This is a genomic window from Hymenobacter sp. GOD-10R (genome assembly GCF_035609205.1).
In the GTDB taxonomy this organism is placed as follows: Bacteria; Bacteroidota; Bacteroidia; order Cytophagales; family Hymenobacteraceae; genus Hymenobacter.
This window is the reverse complement of the sequence record NZ_CP141184.1, coordinates 3,752,118-3,770,396: the sequence shown is the minus strand read 5'-3', so window position 1 is coordinate 3,770,396 and position 18,279 is coordinate 3,752,118. Positions and strand designations below refer to the sequence as shown.

Sequence of the window (18,279 nt, the reverse complement as noted above, 5' to 3'; positions counted from 1 at the left end):
GCCTCCCAGCGACGCGGCAGTGGAGGTATAACCTCCACCCAAAGCTAGGTGCGAGTCTATAACTCGCACCTAGCTTTGGGAATTACCTATGTATCTTATAATAGGGTACATAATCTATTTCGATCAACGATTTAACCGAGTTCTGCTTGAAGATGAGGGAATACCAAACAGGATTGAGAACCTTTTTCTTAACATTCTTGCCTCCGCTCATCTCCCATGAATTATTGCCTGTAGTTATCATACTCCTGTCAAGATGTGTACCGCGGTTTTCGACATAGTACAGGGGCTTCAGAAATAAGCTATCCTTCTTTAGTTTGTATAGACCTTCTAATGAAATAATACTCCTTAAGCCATCTTCTTCATCAGTGTTATATGCAAAGGTGCCATTAGACCGGAACGTATATTTGTTTCTATAGCTTGATGAAACAATCTTACTTCCCTCTTGCCAGTCGCCTACTATCTGAGCTTTTGCATGAGAGTAGCTAAATAGTAATAGTGATAAAATAAGGGAAGAGTATCTTGAAAATCTTAATTTCATGTTAATGCCTAGAGCCTATTCGGCATTTTAGGTTATGTCACTATAGTGTAATGCTAGCTCACCACTGATGCGACAGTAGAGGTACAACCTCCACCCAAAGCTAGGCACGAGTTATAAACTCGCGCCAGTTGAAGATTTACTTTAACTTTTCAATCAAAGACTGTATTTGCTCGGTATCTTCTATAACTTTTATAAACTGTTCATAGTGAATAGGAATTATATGCAGTCCGAAGGCATAGCTACTTACTGAGTAAGTATTGAATATTATTTCTAAACCATTTTTTGAGATAAAATAGTTAGAAAAATTTTTCCACTCTGGTGTGAGGCTTCCTTCCCAGAAAATAGTATCTGGATTAAACTCTTCGCTTGTAGTGTCAATGTCTAGCCAATCAATGTATATCTTCTTCAACTCTTCATGGCAGTATGATGACAAGAATGCTAGTACATTGTCATGGTCTTTATACGAAAATAGTTCTTCTATATTTATTATGAATAAAGGATCAAGATGATAGTTTAATCCTGTGATATGGCTATTTCCGTGAGCGCCACCAGTAAAGTTGTAATTATTGGCGTTAATACTGATAACTGATTTGGATATCAGGTTAGGCGAGTAGGATATATCATGATACCAATCAGGCCCAATATAATCAAGATTAATAATGCTGCCGTTCAGGTCAAGAAAATCTTTTCTGCTATTAACAACATGACCTGTCACTTTACCCTTTATTAACGAATTTAACTCCACCAGAGATTGATAACTTTCGTCATCAAATTGAAAATAGTGAGTACTAATATGGAAAGATATTTCTTGGTTATATTCGTATGTATGACTTTTTTCTGAATATGCAAATAGCTCCCTAGCAGCAATTTGCTTTCTTTCAATATCTACATACTTTTGTCTTTGAGTGCTTAGAGATTTTAGTATTAATTCGAAGCACTCACTGCTGTTATATTATATTCATTGAAACTTAGATAATCTATCTGGAACTTGGCAATCATTGATCTTTAAAGGGATTAGATAGATATCATCTTCTAGTTTTTCCTCATAATATTCAAGAGCTAACTTAAACTCTCTTTGTACATATCCTCGCTTTTGAACAGAAGTATCAGAAAGTAATAGGATGATGTAATTAGCTTCTCTTAGCGCTTTTCTTATGATAAAATTCCAGTCTTGCCCTGGTAGAATTCCTTTTTTATCAATCCAAGGCTGGAAATTGTTGGAATTTAAAAAATTATATAGAGATTCTGCGAATCTATAATCCTCCTTTGCATAACTGATAAATACTTTGTCGTGCATGTCAGTTGTAAATAGTTATTAAAGATGAGCAATGTTTTCAATTAGAGAAGTATGCTACCTCGACAAGGTAGCATACTTCTCTAATTTTTTAACTAATAGCCCCCATTTTACATATTCCGTCGATACTGCCCCCCAACTTCAAACAACGCATTCGTAATCTGCCCGAGCGAGCAGAACTTAACCGTTTCCATCAGTTCTTCAAACAGGTTGCCGTTCTGCACCGCTACCTGTTGCAACTGCTTCAGGCGCTGTGGGGCTTCGGAGGCGTGGCGAGCGTGGAGCAGACCTAGCATGTCGATCTGGTACTGCTTTTCGGCTTCCGTGGCGCGGATGACCTCGGCGGGGATGATGGTGGGCGAGCCTTTGGAGGAGAGGAAGGTGTTTACGCCGATGATGGGGTACTCGCCCGTGTGCTTCAGCGTCTCGTAGTACAAGCTTTCCTCCTGAATCTTGCCGCGCTGGTACATGGTTTCCATGGCGCCCAGCACGCCGCCGCGGTCGGTGATGCGGTCGAACTCCAGCAATACCGCTTCTTCCACTAGGTCGGTTAGCTCCTCGATAATGAAGGAGCCTTGGAGCGGGTTTTCGTTTTTGGCCAAACCTAGCTCGCGGTTGATGATGAGCTGAATGGCCATGGCCCGGCGCACTGATTCTTCGGTGGGCGTGGTGATGGCCTCATCGTAGGCGTTGGTATGCAGGGAGTTGCAGTTATCGTAGATGGCGTAGAGGGCCTGCAACGTGGTGCGGATGTCGTTGAAGTCGATTTCCTGGGCGTGCAGGCTGCGGCCGCTGGTCTGGATGTGGTACTTCAGCATCTGCGAACGGGCGTTGGCGCCGTACTTCAGCTTCATAGCCTTGGCCCAGATGCGCCGTGCCACCCGCCCAATGACGGCGTACTCGGGGTCGATGCCGTTGGAGAAGAAGAAGGAGAGGTTGGGCGCGAAGTCGTTCACGTCCATGCCGCGGCTCACGTAGTATTCCACGAAGGTGAAGCCGTTGGAGAGCGTGAGGGCTAGCTGCGTGATGGGGTTGGCGCCCGCCTCGGCAATGTGGTAGCCGCTGATACTCACCGAGTAGAAGTTGCGTACCTTCTCCGTGATGAAGTACTCCTGCACGTCGCCCATGAGGCGCAGGGCAAACTCGGTGCTAAAGATGCAGGTGTTTTGGGCCTGGTCTTCCTTCAGGATGTCGGCCTGCACAGTGCCGCGCACTTGGCTGAGCGTGCGCGCTTTGATGGGCTGGTACACCTCGGTGGGCAGCACCTGGTCGCCGGTCACGCCGAGCAGGAGCAGACCTAGGCCGTCGTTGCCCTGGGGCAGCTCGCCCTGGTAGCGGGGGCGGGGCTGGCCGTAGCCTTGGTAAATGGCCTCAATCTTCTGGTTTACTTCATCTTCCAGACCGTGCTCCTTGATATACAGCTCGCACTGCTGGTCGATGGCGGCGTTCATGAAGAAGGCAGCTAGGGTCGCGGCTGGCCCGTTGATGGTCATGCTAACCGACGTAGCGGGGTCGGCGAGGTTGAAGCCGGAGTAGAGCTTCTTGGCGTCGTCGAGGCAGGCGATGCTCACGCCAGAGTTGCCGATTTTGCCGTAGATGTCGGGGCGTAGGTCGGGGTCTTCGCCGTAGAGCGTCACCGAGTCGAAGGCTGTGCTTAGGCGTTTGGCGGGCAAGCCGGCCGACACGTAGTGGAAGCGGCGGTTGGTGCGTTCGGGGCCGCCTTCGCCGGCAAACATGCGGGTGGGGTCTTCGCCCTCGCGCTTAAAGGGGAACACGCCGGCCGTGTAGGGAAATTCGCCCGGCACGTTTTCCTGGAGCTGCCACTTCAGCAAGTCGCCCCAGGCCGTGTAGCGGGGCAGGCTCACCTTCGGAATTTGCAGGTGCGACAGGCTCTCGGTGTGCGTCTTGATGCGGATTTCCTTGTCTCGCACCTTAAAAATGAACTCCGGGTCGCGGTAGGCTTTTACTTTCTGCGGCCAGGTTTCCAGGAGTTTCCAGTTCTGGCCGTCCAGCCGGAGCTTGATTTCCGCGTAGGCTTTCTCCAAACCGGTGATGAGTTCTCCGGCCTGGGGTCCGTCGCTGCTGTTCCCGCTGCCATGTCCTCCGGTTTGGAGGCTTCGGACGGCGTCAATTGATTGGGAGAGCCCGAAAAGATGCTGGGCAACCTCGGATTGTTTCTGAACCCAAAGATCATAGGTACGGTTGGTTTCGGCGATTTCAGATAGATACCGCGTGCGGTGCGGCGGAATGATGTAGATCTTCTCCGAGTCCTCTTTACTGGTTTCGAGATGGGAGGCGAAAGCTAGCCCGGTTTTCTGCTCCAGCATGCTGAGGATAGCACGGTAGAGCCGGTTCATGCCAGGGTCGTTGAATTGCGAGGCGATGGTGCCGAACACCGGCATCTCGTCCAGGGGCTGGTCCCAGAGCTGGTGGTTGCGCTGGTACTGCTTGCGTACGTCGCGCAGGGCATCAAGGGCGCCGCGCTTGTCGAATTTATTGAGGGCAATTACGTCGGCGAAATCGAGCATGTCGATCTTTTCCAGCTGCGTGGCCGCGCCGTACTCGGGCGTCATCACGTAGAGGCTCGCATCGGAGTGCTCGATGATTTCGGTGTCAGACTGCCCAATGCCGCTGGTTTCCAGAATGATGAGGTCGAACTCGGCGGCGCGTACCACGTCTACGGCGTCTTGCACGTAGCGGCTCAAAGCTAGATTGCTCTGGCGCGTGGCGAGGCTGCGCATGTACACCCGCGGCGAGTTGATGGCGTTCATCCGAATCCGGTCGCCGAGCAGGGCGCCGCCGGTCTTGCGCTTGCTCGGGTCGACGGAGATGATGGCAATGGTCTTGTCGGGAAAGTCCATGAGGAAGCGCCGCACCAGCTCATCCACCAGCGACGATTTGCCCGCGCCACCTGTGCCGGTGATACCTAAGATGGGCGCTTTCTTCTGGTCGTCGGAGTTGATCCGCTGATCGGCCGCGCTTTCCGACTGCTGGAAATCGGCAATCAGCTGACCTTTCACCCGCTCAAACTCCTCGGGGAAGTTCTCGGCGGCCGAAATGAGGCGGCCAATGCTGCGAGCGTCTTTCTCCTTTACGTGCGTCACTTCACCGTTCAGGTTCTGGCCGGTCGGGAAGTCGCAGCGCTGGAGCAAGTCGTTGATCATGCCTTGCAGACCTAGGGCGCGGCCGTCGTCGGGGGAGTAGAGGCGCTCGATACCGTAAGCGTGCAGTTCCGCAATTTCCGTTGGCAGAATCACGCCGCCACCGCCGCCGAAGATCTTCACGTGGCCGGCGCCGCGCTCCTTCAGCAGGTCGTGCATGTACTTGAAGTACTCGTTGTGGCCGCCTTGGTAGCTGGTAATGGCAATGGCCTGGGCGTCCTCCTGCACGGCGCAGTCCACAATCTCCTGCACGGCGCGGTTGTGGCCTAGGTGAATTACTTCAGCGCCGCTGCTCTGGATGATGCGGCGCATCACATTGATAGCCGCGTCGTGGCCGTCGAACAAAGCGGCCGCCGTCACGATGCGGATATGGTTCTGGGGTTTGTAAGGGGCAACTTGGGTGGGTTGCATAGTGGGTGGGTGATTTTGGGTGGTATTAGAACAATGTAGAGACACAACACTTCGCGTCTCGTCGTTGAACGACCTAGGTCGCGCCGTTTAGGTAAACAACATCAGCAACGACAAGACGCGAAGTGTCGCGTCTCTACATTGTTCGAGGGACTCTAAGGTACGAAAAGCCCCGGCCAGGTAGACGCGGGGCTTTTCAGAAGAGCTACATAAAATAGATGTATATTAGATGCAGCTATTATTTATGTTGCGAAAATGACAGAGTTCCTAGGCGAATTGATTGGCGAAATTCTATTACAATGGATTGGCGGCACCATACGTTGGGCTTTCTTCCGAGGCTTACTGCAACGTAAAAACCGTTCTTACGGAGACTACCTAGGTGACGAGATTACTAATGGGTGGATACTGATTTTATTGATTGCGCTGCTAGTAATTGCGATAAACTTACCTGTTCCAGATCCTAGCTGAGCAGTAGCTACCGCAACTCCGCCAGCCGCAGCCGAAACACCTGCAGCACCTCTTCTCCGGAAAGCTCCTGGTCAAACCCCTGCACGACTTCTGGTTCCAACTGCCCCGCGCGGTAGATATAGGCGGTTTCAGTTTTGGGCACGATGAGCCAAGCCAAGCGGGCACCGTTGCGCTGCCAGTCGAGCATCTTCTGCTGTAAGCTCGACACCTCATCCGATTCGGAAGCTAGCTCCACGATGAAATCTGGGCAAAGCGGGGCGTAGCGACTTTGCTGCTCTAGCGTCAGACTGCTCCATTTTTCGGCCGCCACCCACGATGCATCCGGCGACTTAACGGAACCATCGGGCAAGGTGAAGCCAGTACTTGAGTCGAAAGCTTCACCAAGCGGATTGGCTTTGTGCCAAATACCTAGCTCTACTAGTAACTCGAAGTTGCGTTTGCCGGAGCGGCTGCCGGTGGGCGACATAATTAGGATTTCGTGGTTAGCGGTGCGCTCGATGCGCAACTCAGGGTGTTGCTGGCAAAAGTCGAAGAACTCGTCATCTGTCATCTTTCCCAGATACGGACCGCGCAATACCAGACTGTGTTCGGAGAAGGAAGGACGCATAGCAGAAAGATACTAGTTTGGCTGTAATGCCTAAACGCTAGACGTTCATTCAGCGTTTGGGTGGCGCATTGTGGTTGAAGGAATCGGTAAGCGTCCGTGCTCAGTCAAGCTTGTGATCTGGCTGTTAGGAGCTAGCGGATTTATAACCCACATTAGCACTTACCCCGGGTAAGCCAAAGCTGTGAAATATAGACTCGTATTTGCTCCCATCTTCTGCCAGCTTTCCTGGCTTTTATCCCGCAAGAAAGTACTGTGGAAAGGCGACAAGTGAGCGGCTATGCCGAAGTACTTGCTGGTGGGCTGGTCGTTTTTGCTTTGTAGCCACTGCACGGATGCTACCACGTCCTGGTGTCCGGCTAACTCGATAGCATAAGGTCGCAGATCAACTTCCCGCCACCCATGCTTCCGACCTGCCACCTCAAAAATGACGTCCTTCTGCAACAAAGGAGCTTGGGGCTGACCGTTCGCCACGGCGTAAATTGTGAGGCGAAATGTTACGAAAGAGAAATCACTGTTGAACACAAACAGATGAAAGCTCTCTAGGCGGACAGGTTGCTTGACCTTCATAAGTAGGCCCACTTCCCGGCCGAGGCGGTCGTGCGGTACGGTGTCCTTGGCCGTGTAGAAATTAAGGCTGGTGAAAATACTCGAACCGTTATGACCTAGGATTGTACGCTTAGGGCGCTTGCTATGCACCATTACTTCCTGAAGTTGCGTTGCTGTCGGATAGAGCTGCACCGCTGGTTGCTGCCGTAACTGACTAACCAATAGCTTACGCGACTGATAACCTACGCATGATACAACGACGGTATCTGTAGCGGCAGCGGGCGCAAAAGCGGAAAGGGAAAAGGTGCCGTCTGCAGCCGCTACTGTTCCGAAAGGTTTGCCTTTGACCCCTGCTGACGTATAGGCTACTGGGGTACCGGTTGGGGTTGTGATCTTGCCCGTTGGGAAAGACTGCGCACGGGCAGGAGGGGAGATAAACAGGGAGGATACAAGCAGGCAAGCGAGCCTGCACCGGAGATAGAGCATACGCAGATACTAGATGGGTGAACTCCCCTAGGAGGCTTGCGACCCACTCAGGCGTTGCATCGAGCTACAAGGCCAACAAAAAAGCTCCGGCCAACGGCCGGAGCTTTGCTATCAAGCAGAAAAGCCTAGGTGCCCTTTAGGCACCGGCAGCCTTACGCGGCGTCGAATGCCTCGCGCAGTTCTTTGGCGGCGGCGGCTGGGTCAGCGGCGCCGTAAATGGCACCACCGGCTACGGCTACAGCCACGCCCGCTTGCTTCACGGCGGCAATGTTGCTCAGATTAACACCGCCCGCGATGGAAACCGGAACACCAGCGCGCGTGGCCTCATCAATCAGAACTTGGATCGAGTAGCCAGCCTGGGCTTGCTCGTCGAGGCCAGCGTGCAGCTCCACGAACTCGACACCTAGGGCCGAAACCTCCTGGGCACGCTTCACGCGGTCCGTTACGCCGATAGTATCTACTACCACGCCTTTGTTGTGGGCTTTGGCAGCTTTCACGGCGCCAACCACGGTGGCATTGTCGACGGCACCTAGGATGGTAACCAGATCCGCGCCGGCTTCGAAGGCCATGCCGGCTTCTAGCTCGCCGGTGTCAGCGGTTTTGAAGTCGGCAAATACCAGCTTGTCGGGGTGAGCTTGCTTCATTGCCGTAATGACAGCTAGGCCTTCGCTCTTGATGAGGGGCGTACCTAGCTCAATAATATCCACGTAGGGCGCTACTTTCTCGGCGAGGGCCAAGGCGTCTTTGGTGGTCAGAAGGTCGATTGCAACTTGTAATTTAGCCATGTTATGGGTTGGGTTATGAGGGGAGAGTAAATAGGTAAAGGATTGCCAGCCAGCGTTATTCCAGGTTGGCGTGACGTTTCCAGAGCTCGGGGGCAGGAGTACCATCGAGACCCCACAGCGTCTGGAAAATGGCATCGAGCAGCAGCAACACGCCCTGCTCGAATAAGCTGCCGGCGTATTGCTTCGAGATTTCGCCACCGTGGTCTTGCTTCTGGGCAGCGGGCAGCACCACTACTTGCGTGGCGAGGGCTGCCAGCGGCGACGTAGCGGTTGTGGAGATGACCACAACTTGAGCGCCCGCTACAACGGCCTTTTCGGCTGCTTTCACGATAGTGCTAGTGGTGCCGGAGCCCGAGCCGGCCAGCAGCAAGTCGCCGGCCTTGATGGCGGGCGTGGTGGTTTCGCCAACCACAAACACCGTCAGGCCTAGGTGCATCAGGCGCATGGCGGCGGCCTTTAGGATTAGCCCCGTGCGGCCCGCGCCGACAACAAAAATCCGCTCGGCGTGTTGAATAAGCGGGATTATGGCCACCGCCGCACCTAGGTCGAGCTGCTGGGCTAGCCGTTGGTTTTCCTGAAGAATGACCTGCAAATTGTCTTGTAAGGCAAGGCTCAGCTTATCGGACGTTAGGGTGCTCATCAAGTAGGTGGGTTGCGTGACCAGGCGAAAGTGCCCGGTAGTTGGACGGCCTGTCGGGGCGCTGAGAGGCTTTCCGACGAATGCGCTGCAAAGCTAGGGCAGCCTAAAAGGGAGCCTTTGCAGAATGATATCAATCGGTGGCACTATCCTATCAAACAAGCCTAGCCGGGTGGTACTAGCCTGTTTTTGCTCGTATTCCATGCTGTACTTGCCACCCCAATCCTCGCGGATTGCTTGTTGCCTCTTTCGTAATGACCGTAACTGATTTGCTTCCTAGCATCCCGCTCACCAAAGCGCAGGACCTCGCCACGCTGATTGATAATCGCCGGGTGCAAACCCTCGAAAAGTATGAGCTCAGCCTCCTCGAAACGCACCTGCAAAGTGCCCAGATCGAGCAGTCGTACAGCGACTTGGTGCTCACCAACATGCTGCGCGGTAAGAAGGTGATGCACCTCTTCAACCAAGAGGAGTTCAACTACCTGCCTGGCAACACCATGGTGGTGCCGCCTAACCTCAAGATGGTGATTGATTTCCCGGAGGCCTCCAATGAAAACCCGACCCAGTGCGTGGCCCTCGCTATCGACCGGCTCCAGATCATCGACACGGTAAACTACCTGAATGAACACTACCCCAAAACGGAAGATGAGAAGTGGGCCTTCGGCTTCAATCAGCACTATTTCTATAATGATGAAGAAGTAACGGCGCTGATTTACAAGTTGGTGCGTATCGGCTTTGGCGACGCGCAGAACAAAGACATCCTAGCCGATTTCACGGTGAAGGAGCTGTTGCTGCGCATTATGCAGGTGCAGAGTCTGCACGAGAAGGAGCACAACGTGGCAGTGCTGGCAACCTCCAATCGGTTCGCGCACATCTTGCACTACATCAAGGAAAACATTGCCGAAAAGATCAGCGTCGACGACCTGAGCGCAAAGGTGTACATGAGCAAGCCCAACTTCTACCGTGCCTTCAAGCAGGAGTTTGGCCTGTCGCCCATCGACTACATCATCAAGGAACGCATGCGCTTAGCGAAGAAATGCCTGAAAAACCCGGCGCTCAGCATCACCGAAATCTGCTTTAAAGCGGGCTTCAACAACCTGAACTACTTCACCCGCATGTTCCGCCAGATGGAAGGCATGACGCCGACCGACTACCGGATTTTGTGTACCGTTAATTAAGCAAAAGCTAGGAGGCATGAGAGCAAGCCTTGGAATACCTAGCCGGTGTTCTAAACTCTACCTAGGTCCAAAGCAGGTAGGTGCGTAAGGGCTAGACCCGCGGCGCAGTAGATATTAGATGCAGCTTAGGTACTTAGTCGATAGATAGTAGTTGGTCTGACGGGCTGCTAGCTAAGCGGCAGGGTACTACTAGCCTATTCAACTAGGACGTAACAACAAAGAGCACGTCGTTTCGATCAGCGAGAGGAATGCCCCTATGGGAAAGGCGCTAGGTACGCTAAGCTCTAATTGATTGATCATCTACTAATAACTGCACACCTACCAAATGAAAGTTCCTGGGTATCTGGTTCTAGCGAGTAGCTTATTGCTGACCATGAGCTGCCGCTCGTCGCAAAACGCGTCAACGGCGGGCAAGGGATGGCAGAACATTTTCGACGGCAAAACGCTGCGCGGCTGGGAGTACGACACCACGTACTGGCACGTGCGCGACGGCGTGATGGTGGGCGAAATCACGCCCGCTACTATTGTGAAGCGCAACACCTTCATCATCTGGCGCGGCGGGCAGCCCCGCGACTTTGAACTGCTGGTCGACTATCGGATTTCGGCCCTAGGTAACAGTGGCATCAACTACCGGAGCCAGGAAGTGCCCGATCTGCCGTACGCGCTGCAAGGCTACCAAGCCGATATCGACGGCCGCAACCGCTACACCGGTCAGAACTATGAGGAGCGAGGCCGCAAGTTCTTGGCGTTGCGTGGGCAGCGCGTGCGACTCGTCGAAGGCCAGCCGCCGCAAGTGCTCGACAGCCTAGGTGGCGGTCGTGCGGCCCTGCAAACCCACATCAAAGCCGGCGATTGGAATCAGGTGCACTTAATTGTGAAAGGCAACCATCTCCAGCACTACATCAACGATGTGCTCATGGCCGACGTGACTGATGAGGACGCCGCCAACCGCAAAATGAGCGGCTGGATCGGGGTGCAGGTACACGTAGGCCCACCGATGAAAATCGAGTACAAAAACTTCAAGCTAAAGACACTCAACTAGGTAGCCTACGCTGGTTCCTGTAACAACAGGGTCTAGCAAGGGGAATACATGGGGCAGTTGCGAAGCTGTAGAGCCGCATACTTGTGTCTCTACAGCTTCACACTCTGATGCGTTTTGGCGCTCTTGCGGGCAGCTTCCAAGATTTCTACTACAATCATGTTGTTCTCCAGCGAGGACAAGTCGTAGGGCTTGAGCGTTATTTCATTGCGCACCACGCCCACCAAAAACGTGAATGGGTCGTCGTACGGGGCCTTTCGGTCTTCTAGGTGGCGCTTTTCTTCCTTATACTGATCGTAGCCGTCGGCTTGGCGCACGCGTAGGTCGTTCTTGTTGTCGGCGTAAATGACGCCCGTTTTGCCGTAGATCTCCATATCCTTCCGGCCGATGGGCCAGTTCCAGGAGCCTTGAATGGTGGCTTTGGCGTTGTCGTAGGTGAGTAGAATGGTTGATTCGTCGTCTACTTTGGGGTTGTTTTCGGGCTGAAGCTGCTGGGTTACGGCGGTCACGGTCGTGGGTTTTTTGCCGTCTTGCAGCCACGTCATTAGGTTCACACCGTAGCAGCCGAAATCGATGAGGGCCCCGCCGCCGTTCTGTATGGGGTCAGTCAGCCAGTCCAGGAATTCCTTATTGACGCCGATGTTCTTCGGGCCGCGGTGCCCATCGTGGACAACCACTTGGCTTAGCGGGCCCACCATGCCCTTCTTTAGTAAGTCGTAGGCCTCGTGGTTGGTCGGATACCAAGTCGTTTCGTAGTTGGTGAGCAGTTTAATGTGGTGCTTCTTGGCCAAGGCTTCCATCTGGCGGGCGTGGTCTAGACTCACGGCCAAGGGTTTCTCCACCATGACGTGGATGCCCTTCGGGGCGCACGTTTGCACGACGGCTAGGTGCTCGTAGATGCTACCGAAAGCCGTAACGACCTCGGGCTTGGTGGCCGCAATCATCTCCTCTGTCGTCTTGTACACAATGTTCATGGAGTAGCCGTACTGCTTCGAGTAGCGCTGGGCTAGCTCCCGATTAGACTCCACAATCCCGACGATCTGAAGATCATCATGGCCTTTGCGACCTAGGATGCCATGTACGTGCGCGTGAGTGAGGCCCACAATGCCCACGCGCACGGGTGGCTTTTGAGCGGAAGCGCCAACTGCTGTGACGAGCATCAGGCAAAGGACAAGGAGGTATTTGGTAAGCATATCAGTGAGGGGTGGGGCAGGAGGGATATAACTAACAGGACAGTACGTGTTTTGAGCTAGCTGGTGTGGATAGTAGGCGAAATGACGGTTTGCACCCTCTGCGGAATGTGCTGCTGAAATCCATTCGGGCCAGGGACCGCGCACCCCTCCACACCCTTAGTGCAAAGGCCGCTTCTTGACCATTCCTCCCTCGGTGTCGTCGATACTCTGCTGAATGAGAAAGGCTTTCGGATCAATGCGGCGTACTTCACTGCGCAGCTGCGGCAGCTCCAGCCGCGTCACCACGGTGAAGACGATGTCACGGGCTTCATGTTGATCGCCGCGTTTGCCGTAGCCGCGCTTGCCCTGATAAATCGTAACCCCACGACCTAGCTTCTCCGTGATGGTTTGGCGCACTTCCTCACTATGCTCCGACACAATCGTGACCCCCGTATATTGCTCAATGCCATTGAGCAGAAAATCCAAGGCCTTAGACGCTGCTACGTAGGTCAAAATGGAATACATGGCCGTTTGAATACCTAGGAAGAAAGCGGCCGTGCCGAAGATGAATACGTTCAGTAGCAGGATGACGTCGCTTACTTTGAGCAGTGGGCTGTGTTTGCTGATAAGCAAGGCGGCAATTTCGGTACCGTCGAGGACTGCGCCGCCGCGCATAGCCAGGCCAATACCGGCCCCAATAAATAGACCGCCAAAAACGGCGGTGAGCAGCAAATCGGGTGTAATGTCGGGGAACGGTACCAGCGCCACCGTGAGTGAGAGGCCGGCAATGGCGGCAGCGCTCTTGAGCGCAAAACCTCGCCCAATCTGCCGGTAACCTAGCACCAGAAACGGCAAATTGATGACCAACAGTAGCACCGCTAGAGGTACGCCTAAGATTTGAGCCAAGAGCATGGAAATGCCCGTTACGCCGCCGTCAATAAAGTGACTCGACAATAAAAAGCTTTTTAGGCCTGTGCTCGCACTCAGGATACCGAGCACTACCAAGCCTACATTTTTAAAATTTTCAGTCACCGTCGAAGTACCGGAAGCAGCCATACGCAGCTAATAAAGAGTGATGTAAATGCTGGGCTTTGTCAAAGCCCAGGTGCGCTCAAAATACACAGGATTATCTCAACCGGGCAGAGTTGCAGCCCTTGGAGGCACTAGGCTAGCTGGTAAGACGGAAGGAAGCGGCTAGTTAAGCGCTGTCATTCTGCGCGAAGCGAGGAAGCTAGTCTGAATCCGGGCGGCTTGTTTAAAGATTGCTCATGAAGTGGCTGAAGTGCAGTAAGATCACTACGCTCAGCAGGACCGTTTTTTGGGGCTTTCTACACACAACTTCTCAAATCCGCAGGTGCTACCATATGGCTTCTCCGCTAAAATGTTTTAGCTTTTGCGTCTCAACCAGATTTTTCGCTTAAGGCGGAATACTAACTGCCCGACCAAACGGCTAGCTTTCAGGTACAACAGCGGAGCTTGCCGGGCACGCCGAACAAGCAGAAAATACTACATTGCTCTACCGTGTCGCACTCGGCTAGTTTTCTGCTAACCTGCTACCTAGCCCACTTCACCTACTTGCCCTTGTCTTCCTAAAACCACCAACCCTTACCGCATGAAAGCCTTCTTTTTCACGGCCGTAGCACTAGGCGCCGTCTTGAGCCCCGTTGCTATTGCTCAAAGAACTACCGTTAAAGCTAAGCCTAGCCCACAAGCACTGTTTGATGGCAAAACCACCAACGGCTGGCATACTTACCTGAAGCCCAAGGCAGAGCCCGCCTGGTTGGCCGTAAATGGCACCTTGAAGTTAGACCCCAAGGCAACGGGACAGGGAGATTTGGTGACGGATAAGGAGTACGAAAACTTCGAGCTAGCCCTCGATTGGAATATAACTGAAGGGGGGAACAGCGGAATCATTTTCGGGGTGCACGAAGACCCCGCCTTTCAAGCTACCTACGACACGGGCGTGGAAATGCAAATCTTAGATGATAAGAAGGCCGAAGACAACAAGAAAGCTAACCACCTAGCAGGCTCTTTATATGATATGAAAGCACCGGCCAAAAACGTGGTAAAGCCCGCCGGCCAGTGGAACCAGGTCAAGCTGCGCAAACTCAATGGCCACCTAACCTTTTGGCTCAATGGTACCGAAGTAGTGGATACACAAATGGGTGGTAGCGAGTGGAATACCCTGGTTCAAAACAGCAAATTCAAGACCTGGAAAAACTTCGCTGCTTATCCCAAAGGGCATATTGCGCTGCAAGATCATGGCCACGAGGTAGCGTTCCGCAACATAAAAATTACGCAACTGTAGCCTTTGTCAGCTATTTGGAATCGATAGGATAGTAGGAGGAGGAAAACGATTGCAGAAAGAATAGGTGGCAATTGACGAATGGGTGAACAAGAAGCGCCCATCGTATTCGCTTGCTCCTTCCACAAACACTAGTGTAACAGACTTATGAGCGTTTTTGAAATAAAGGAATCAGCGACTGTTTACGATGCCATTATTGTAGGGTCGGGGGCTGGGGGTGGCATGGCTGGATACGTGCTAGCTCATGCTGGCTTAAACGTTTTAATGCTCGAAGCAGGGCCTTTTTTCGATCCGGCCAAGGATGCGCAGCAGCTGAAATTTTCCTACGAATCGCCGCGCCGGGGTGCTTCTACTACCCGGCCGTTCGGTGACTTCGACGCGGCCTTCGGCGGCTGGGATTTGGAAGGGGAGCCCTATACTACCAAGGACGGAACGAAGTTCGACTGGTTCCGGGCTCGCATGCTCGGGGGGCGCACCAACCACTGGGGGCGCATCTCCCTGCGCATGGGACCGAAGGATTTTAAAAGCCACGACATCGACGGCCTCACCGATGACTGGCCCATCACCTACGAAGAGGTAAAGCCGTTCTACGACAAAGTAGACCGCCTGATTGGCATCTATGGCACCGTGGAGAACCTGGAAAATGAGCCTGACGGCATTTATTTGCCGCCGCCCAAACCTAGGCTCAACGAGTTATTCATCAAGAAGGGAGCCGAAAAAGCCGGGGTGAAAGTGATTCCCGGCCGCGGATCGGTGCTGACGGAAGCGCTGCCGGGCAACAAGGACCGGGGTGCCTGCTTCTTTTGCGGGCAGTGCGGGCGGAGCTGCAAAGTGTACGGCGACTTCTCGGCTTCCTCCTGCTTGGTTATTCCGGCTATCAAAACCGGCAACCTGAAGGTGCTCTCCAATGCGATGGTACGCGAGGTGCTCACCGGGTCAAACGGGTTGGCAACGGGGGTGTCGTACGTGGATAGAAACAGCTTGCAGGAATACCAAGTAAAGGGCAAGATGGTCATTCTAGGAGCCAGTGCTGGTGAGAGTGCCCGGCTGTTGCTCAACTCTGTGTCCAACAACCATCCTAATGGTCTCGCTAACAGCAGCGGTGTGGTCGGCAAATACCTGCACGATTCGACGGGGGCTAGCTTAGGCGGCTTCCTGCCTCAGCTTCTTGACCGCAAACGCTACAATGAGGATGGCGTCGGGAGCGTACACATCTACACGCCCTGGTGGCTCGATAATAAGAAGCTCGATTTTCCCCGCGGCTATCATATCGAGTACGGCGGCGGCATGCGCATGCCTTCCTACGGGTTCGGCAGCGGCATCGAAAGCATTAACGGCCTGGTACCCGCCCGCGACGGCAGCACGAGAGAAGCCGGTGGCTTTGGGGCTTCGCTGAAAGACGACTACCGCCGCTTCTACGGTAGCCAGGTCGGTATGGCGGGTCGGGGCACCGCTATTGCCCGCGCCGACAACTACTGCGAAATTGACAAAGAAGTGGTGGATAAATACGGCATCCCCGTGCTCAAATTTCACTACAAGTGGACCGACGCCGAAGTCAAGCAGGCCAAGCACATGCAGGAAACGTTCCAGTCCATCATGCACGAAATGGGCGGCATCATCACGTCAAAAATTCACGGGGCTGATACCAACTATGGGCTGGAAGCGCCTGGCCGGATCATCCACGAAGTAGGCACGGTTCGGATGGGAGATGACCCGAAGAAGTCGGCTCTCAACAAATGGTGCCAGGCACATGACTGCAAAAACTTGTTCGTAGTGGATGCGGCCCCATTCGTGCAGCAGGGCGACAAGAACGCTACCTGGACGATCTTGGCGCTATCGATGCGCACCAGCGAGTACATTCTGGAGCAACGCAAAAAACTATCTGTCTAACGGTCCATTACAGCCCCCTCCAATGAAAAGACGTGATTCCCTAAAAGCTATCGGCTTAACTGCCCTAGCCTCCGGTTTGCTACTCGACTCTTGCACAGAGGATGCGAGTAAGACCCAGCAGGCCGCCGTCATTAAAACGCCCGAAGCGGATAACGTCGGCCGCCAGGCGTTTGAAATAGAGCGCGACAAAAAACTCCACGCCGAGACGTTCTTCACCAAGCACGAAATGGCTACCATTACGGTACTGGCCGACATTATTATTCCCAAAGATGAACACTCGGGTAGCGCCTCTGATGCGAAAGTGCCTGAGTTTATCGAGTTCATCGTGAAAGACATCCCCGATCATCAGGTTCCGCTGCGTGGGGGCTTGCGCTGGCTGGATGTGCAGTGCTCGAAACGCTTCAAGCATGCCTTTGTGGACTGCACCAGCGCCCAGCAGCTTGAAATGGTGACGGCCATTGCCTATCCGCTCAAAGCGAAGCCCGAAATGCAGCAAGGAGTGACGTTTTTCAACCGAATGCGCGACCTGACAGCGACCGGCTTCTTTACCAGCAAGATGGGCATTGCTGACCTAGGGTACGTTGGCAACTCGCCAAACCGCTGGACGGGCGTGCCAGCGGACGTGCTAAAGCAATACGGCATGGAAAATGTGTGATTCCAAAACGCGCTAGAGCGCAGTTTTTAAAAGGTACATGACCCGTCCTGCTGAGCTGTCCATCGATTGGGCGAGCTCAACAGGACGGGTCATGTTGCTGTTTCAAACTTTCTGTAGTTCTTTGTCCAAGCTCACCTATTTGCTCTCACCCTTTATAGCCTAGGAACAACTTTTTGTAGCTCGTCCACTGCATGGATATACTTCTCCGCCACCATGTCACAACGTATGGTTCCGGGACTCAGCCGATAGTGTTTGCGCACGGTTTCGGCACAGACCAGCACACGTGGCGCCACGTAGCGCCCGCTTTCGCCAATCAGTATCGAGTGATTCTCTTCGATTGGGTAGGGGCCGGGCAATCGGATAAGTCAGCCTATGACTTTACCCGATATTCTTCCCTTGAAGGCTATGCCAGCGACTTAATAGAGCTCTTGCGGGAGCTCCAACTTCCCAAGGTGATCTTCGTGGGGCACTCTGTGGGCGGAATGATTGGCCTGCTGGCAGCCATTCGAGCACCGGAGCTGTTCGAGCGGCTGGTGTTGGTAGCTGCGTCGCCTTGCTACGTCAACCATGACAATTACGCCGGGGGCTTCGAGCCGGGTGACTTAGAGGAACTACTCGGGTTTCTAGATCGTGATTATCGCGCGTGGTCTAGCATGTTGGTACCTAGCATTGTGGGCGGCGACATGCGCCCAGAACTGCTCGATGAGCTGCTGACGAGCTTCAACAGTGTGGAGCACGCCATTGCCCGCCAATTTGCCCGGGCCACTTTTCTCTCGGATCACCGCTCTGATCTGCCTAAGTTGCACGTGCCGACTTTGGTTGTGCAGTGCGCCGACGACTCAGTGGCACCAGCTGCCGTGGGAGAGTATATGCACGAGCGCTTGGCGGGTAGCGCCCTAAATATTCTCGACACGAGTGGACACTACCCGCACTTGAACGCGCCGGTGGCTACCATTGCTGCTCTAGAAAACTACCTGCGTCCGGTTAACGATTCCGTTAGTACGACGACTGTTTAAGAGGAATGCCCTACATCTAGGCGCAGGTACAGAAGCTAGGATGATAGGAGCGTCGACAGCAACAAGAAGCAAGCGTGCATAATATAGCCTCGTA

General features: G+C 53.5%; 15 protein-coding genes. 6 read left to right on the top strand and 9 right to left on the bottom strand.

Going from position 1 to position 18,279, the window contains the following annotated elements; translation table 11 throughout:
• Window positions 1-674 precede the first annotated feature (674 nt).
• The 7 genes from SD425_RS15005 to hxlB form a co-directional block, all read right to left on the bottom strand.
• Window positions 675-1,283, bottom strand: coding sequence for a DUF3298 and DUF4163 domain-containing protein (locus SD425_RS15005; RefSeq protein ID WP_324670755.1), 609 nt, complete (start codon window positions 1,281-1,283; stop codon window positions 675-677).
• Between the two features lie 213 nt (window positions 1,284-1,496).
• Window positions 1,497-1,835 (bottom strand): toll/interleukin-1 receptor domain-containing protein, encoded by a 339-nt coding sequence (locus SD425_RS15000; RefSeq protein WP_324670754.1) that lies wholly within the window; start codon window positions 1,833-1,835, stop codon window positions 1,497-1,499.
• A gap of 107 nt (window positions 1,836-1,942) precedes the next feature.
• Complete coding sequence (locus tag SD425_RS14995) at window positions 1,943-5,404, bottom strand: methylmalonyl-CoA mutase family protein (RefSeq protein WP_324670753.1); 3,462 nt, start codon at window positions 5,402-5,404, stop codon at window positions 1,943-1,945.
• A gap of 472 nt (window positions 5,405-5,876) precedes the next feature.
• Window positions 5,877-6,476 (bottom strand): Uma2 family endonuclease, encoded by a 600-nt coding sequence (locus SD425_RS14990; RefSeq protein WP_324670752.1) that lies wholly within the window; start codon window positions 6,474-6,476, stop codon window positions 5,877-5,879.
• Between the two features lie 159 nt (window positions 6,477-6,635).
• Window positions 6,636-7,508, bottom strand: coding sequence for a carboxypeptidase-like regulatory domain-containing protein (locus tag SD425_RS14985; RefSeq protein ID WP_324670751.1), 873 nt, complete (start codon window positions 7,506-7,508; stop codon window positions 6,636-6,638).
• 152 nt (window positions 7,509-7,660) lie between these two features.
• A complete protein-coding gene (gene hxlA, locus SD425_RS14980; protein WP_324670750.1) occupies window positions 7,661-8,293 on the bottom strand; it encodes a 3-hexulose-6-phosphate synthase in 633 nt (210 codons plus the stop codon).
• A gap of 55 nt (window positions 8,294-8,348) precedes the next feature.
• A complete protein-coding gene (gene hxlB / locus SD425_RS14975; RefSeq protein ID WP_324670749.1) occupies window positions 8,349-8,933 on the bottom strand; it encodes a 6-phospho-3-hexuloisomerase in 585 nt (194 codons plus the stop codon).
• Between the two features lie 251 nt (window positions 8,934-9,184).
• Between hxlB and SD425_RS14970 the strand changes: the two genes are divergently transcribed.
• Entirely contained in the window at window positions 9,185-10,108 is a 924-nt protein-coding gene (locus tag SD425_RS14970) for an AraC family transcriptional regulator (RefSeq protein WP_324670748.1), read from the top strand.
• A gap of 373 nt (window positions 10,109-10,481) precedes the next feature.
• On the top strand, window positions 10,482-11,150 hold the full coding sequence (locus tag SD425_RS14965; protein ID WP_324670747.1) for a DUF1080 domain-containing protein: 669 nt from the start codon (window positions 10,482-10,484) through the stop codon (window positions 11,148-11,150).
• 89 nt (window positions 11,151-11,239) lie between these two features.
• On the opposite strand, the gene SD425_RS14960 is transcribed toward SD425_RS14965, so the two are convergent.
• Entirely contained in the window at window positions 11,240-12,340 is a 1,101-nt protein-coding gene (locus tag SD425_RS14960; RefSeq protein ID WP_324670746.1) for a Gfo/Idh/MocA family oxidoreductase, read from the bottom strand.
• A gap of 156 nt (window positions 12,341-12,496) precedes the next feature.
• Entirely contained in the window at window positions 12,497-13,375 is an 879-nt protein-coding gene (locus SD425_RS14955) for a YitT family protein (RefSeq protein WP_324670745.1), read from the bottom strand.
• Between the two features lie 556 nt (window positions 13,376-13,931).
• Here SD425_RS14955 and SD425_RS14950 point away from each other — a divergent pair.
• The 4 genes from SD425_RS14950 to SD425_RS14935 all read left to right on the top strand — a co-directional run bounded on the left by SD425_RS14950 (window position 13,932) and on the right by SD425_RS14935 (window position 18,185).
• Entirely contained in the window at window positions 13,932-14,627 is a 696-nt protein-coding gene (locus SD425_RS14950) for a DUF1080 domain-containing protein (protein WP_324670744.1), read from the top strand.
• Window positions 14,628-14,771: 144 nt separating this feature from the next.
• The gene (locus SD425_RS14945) at window positions 14,772-16,514 is read left to right on the top strand and encodes a GMC family oxidoreductase (protein ID WP_324670743.1); all 1,743 of its coding nucleotides are present in this window, start codon (window positions 14,772-14,774) and stop codon (window positions 16,512-16,514) included.
• A gap of 22 nt (window positions 16,515-16,536) precedes the next feature.
• Window positions 16,537-17,169, top strand: coding sequence for a gluconate 2-dehydrogenase subunit 3 family protein (locus tag SD425_RS14940; protein ID WP_324670742.1), 633 nt, complete (start codon window positions 16,537-16,539; stop codon window positions 17,167-17,169).
• A 191-nt stretch (window positions 17,170-17,360) separates the two neighbouring features.
• Window positions 17,361-18,185, top strand: a complete 825-nt coding sequence (locus SD425_RS14935) for an alpha/beta hydrolase (protein WP_324670741.1) — start codon at window positions 17,361-17,363, stop codon at window positions 18,183-18,185.
• Window positions 18,186-18,279 lie beyond the last annotated feature (94 nt).

Coding starts and splice junctions, on each gene's coding strand:
- SD425_RS15000 (WP_324670754.1), bottom strand. CDS start 1,835: ATGCACGACAAAGTATTTATCAGTTATGCAAAGGAGGATTATAGATTC.
- SD425_RS14995 (WP_324670753.1), bottom strand. CDS start 5,404: ATGCAACCCACCCAAGTTGCCCCTTACAAACCCCAGAACCATATCCGC.
- SD425_RS14990 (WP_324670752.1), bottom strand. CDS start 6,476: ATGCGTCCTTCCTTCTCCGAACACAGTCTGGTATTGCGCGGTCCGTAT.
- SD425_RS14985 (WP_324670751.1), bottom strand. CDS start 7,508: ATGCTCTATCTCCGGTGCAGGCTCGCTTGCCTGCTTGTATCCTCCCTG.
- hxlA (WP_324670750.1), bottom strand. CDS start 8,293: ATGGCTAAATTACAAGTTGCAATCGACCTTCTGACCACCAAAGACGCC.
- hxlB (WP_324670749.1), bottom strand. CDS start 8,933: ATGAGCACCCTAACGTCCGATAAGCTGAGCCTTGCCTTACAAGACAAT.
- SD425_RS14970 (WP_324670748.1), top strand. CDS start 9,185: ATGACCGTAACTGATTTGCTTCCTAGCATCCCGCTCACCAAAGCGCAG.
- SD425_RS14965 (WP_324670747.1), top strand. CDS start 10,482: ATGAGCTGCCGCTCGTCGCAAAACGCGTCAACGGCGGGCAAGGGATGG.
- SD425_RS14960 (WP_324670746.1), bottom strand. CDS start 12,340: ATGCTTACCAAATACCTCCTTGTCCTTTGCCTGATGCTCGTCACAGCA.
- SD425_RS14955 (WP_324670745.1), bottom strand. CDS start 13,375: ATGGCTGCTTCCGGTACTTCGACGGTGACTGAAAATTTTAAAAATGTA.
- SD425_RS14950 (WP_324670744.1), top strand. CDS start 13,932: ATGAAAGCCTTCTTTTTCACGGCCGTAGCACTAGGCGCCGTCTTGAGC.
- SD425_RS14945 (WP_324670743.1), top strand. CDS start 14,772: ATGAGCGTTTTTGAAATAAAGGAATCAGCGACTGTTTACGATGCCATT.
- SD425_RS14940 (WP_324670742.1), top strand. CDS start 16,537: ATGAAAAGACGTGATTCCCTAAAAGCTATCGGCTTAACTGCCCTAGCC.
- SD425_RS14935 (WP_324670741.1), top strand. CDS start 17,361: ATGGATATACTTCTCCGCCACCATGTCACAACGTATGGTTCCGGGACT.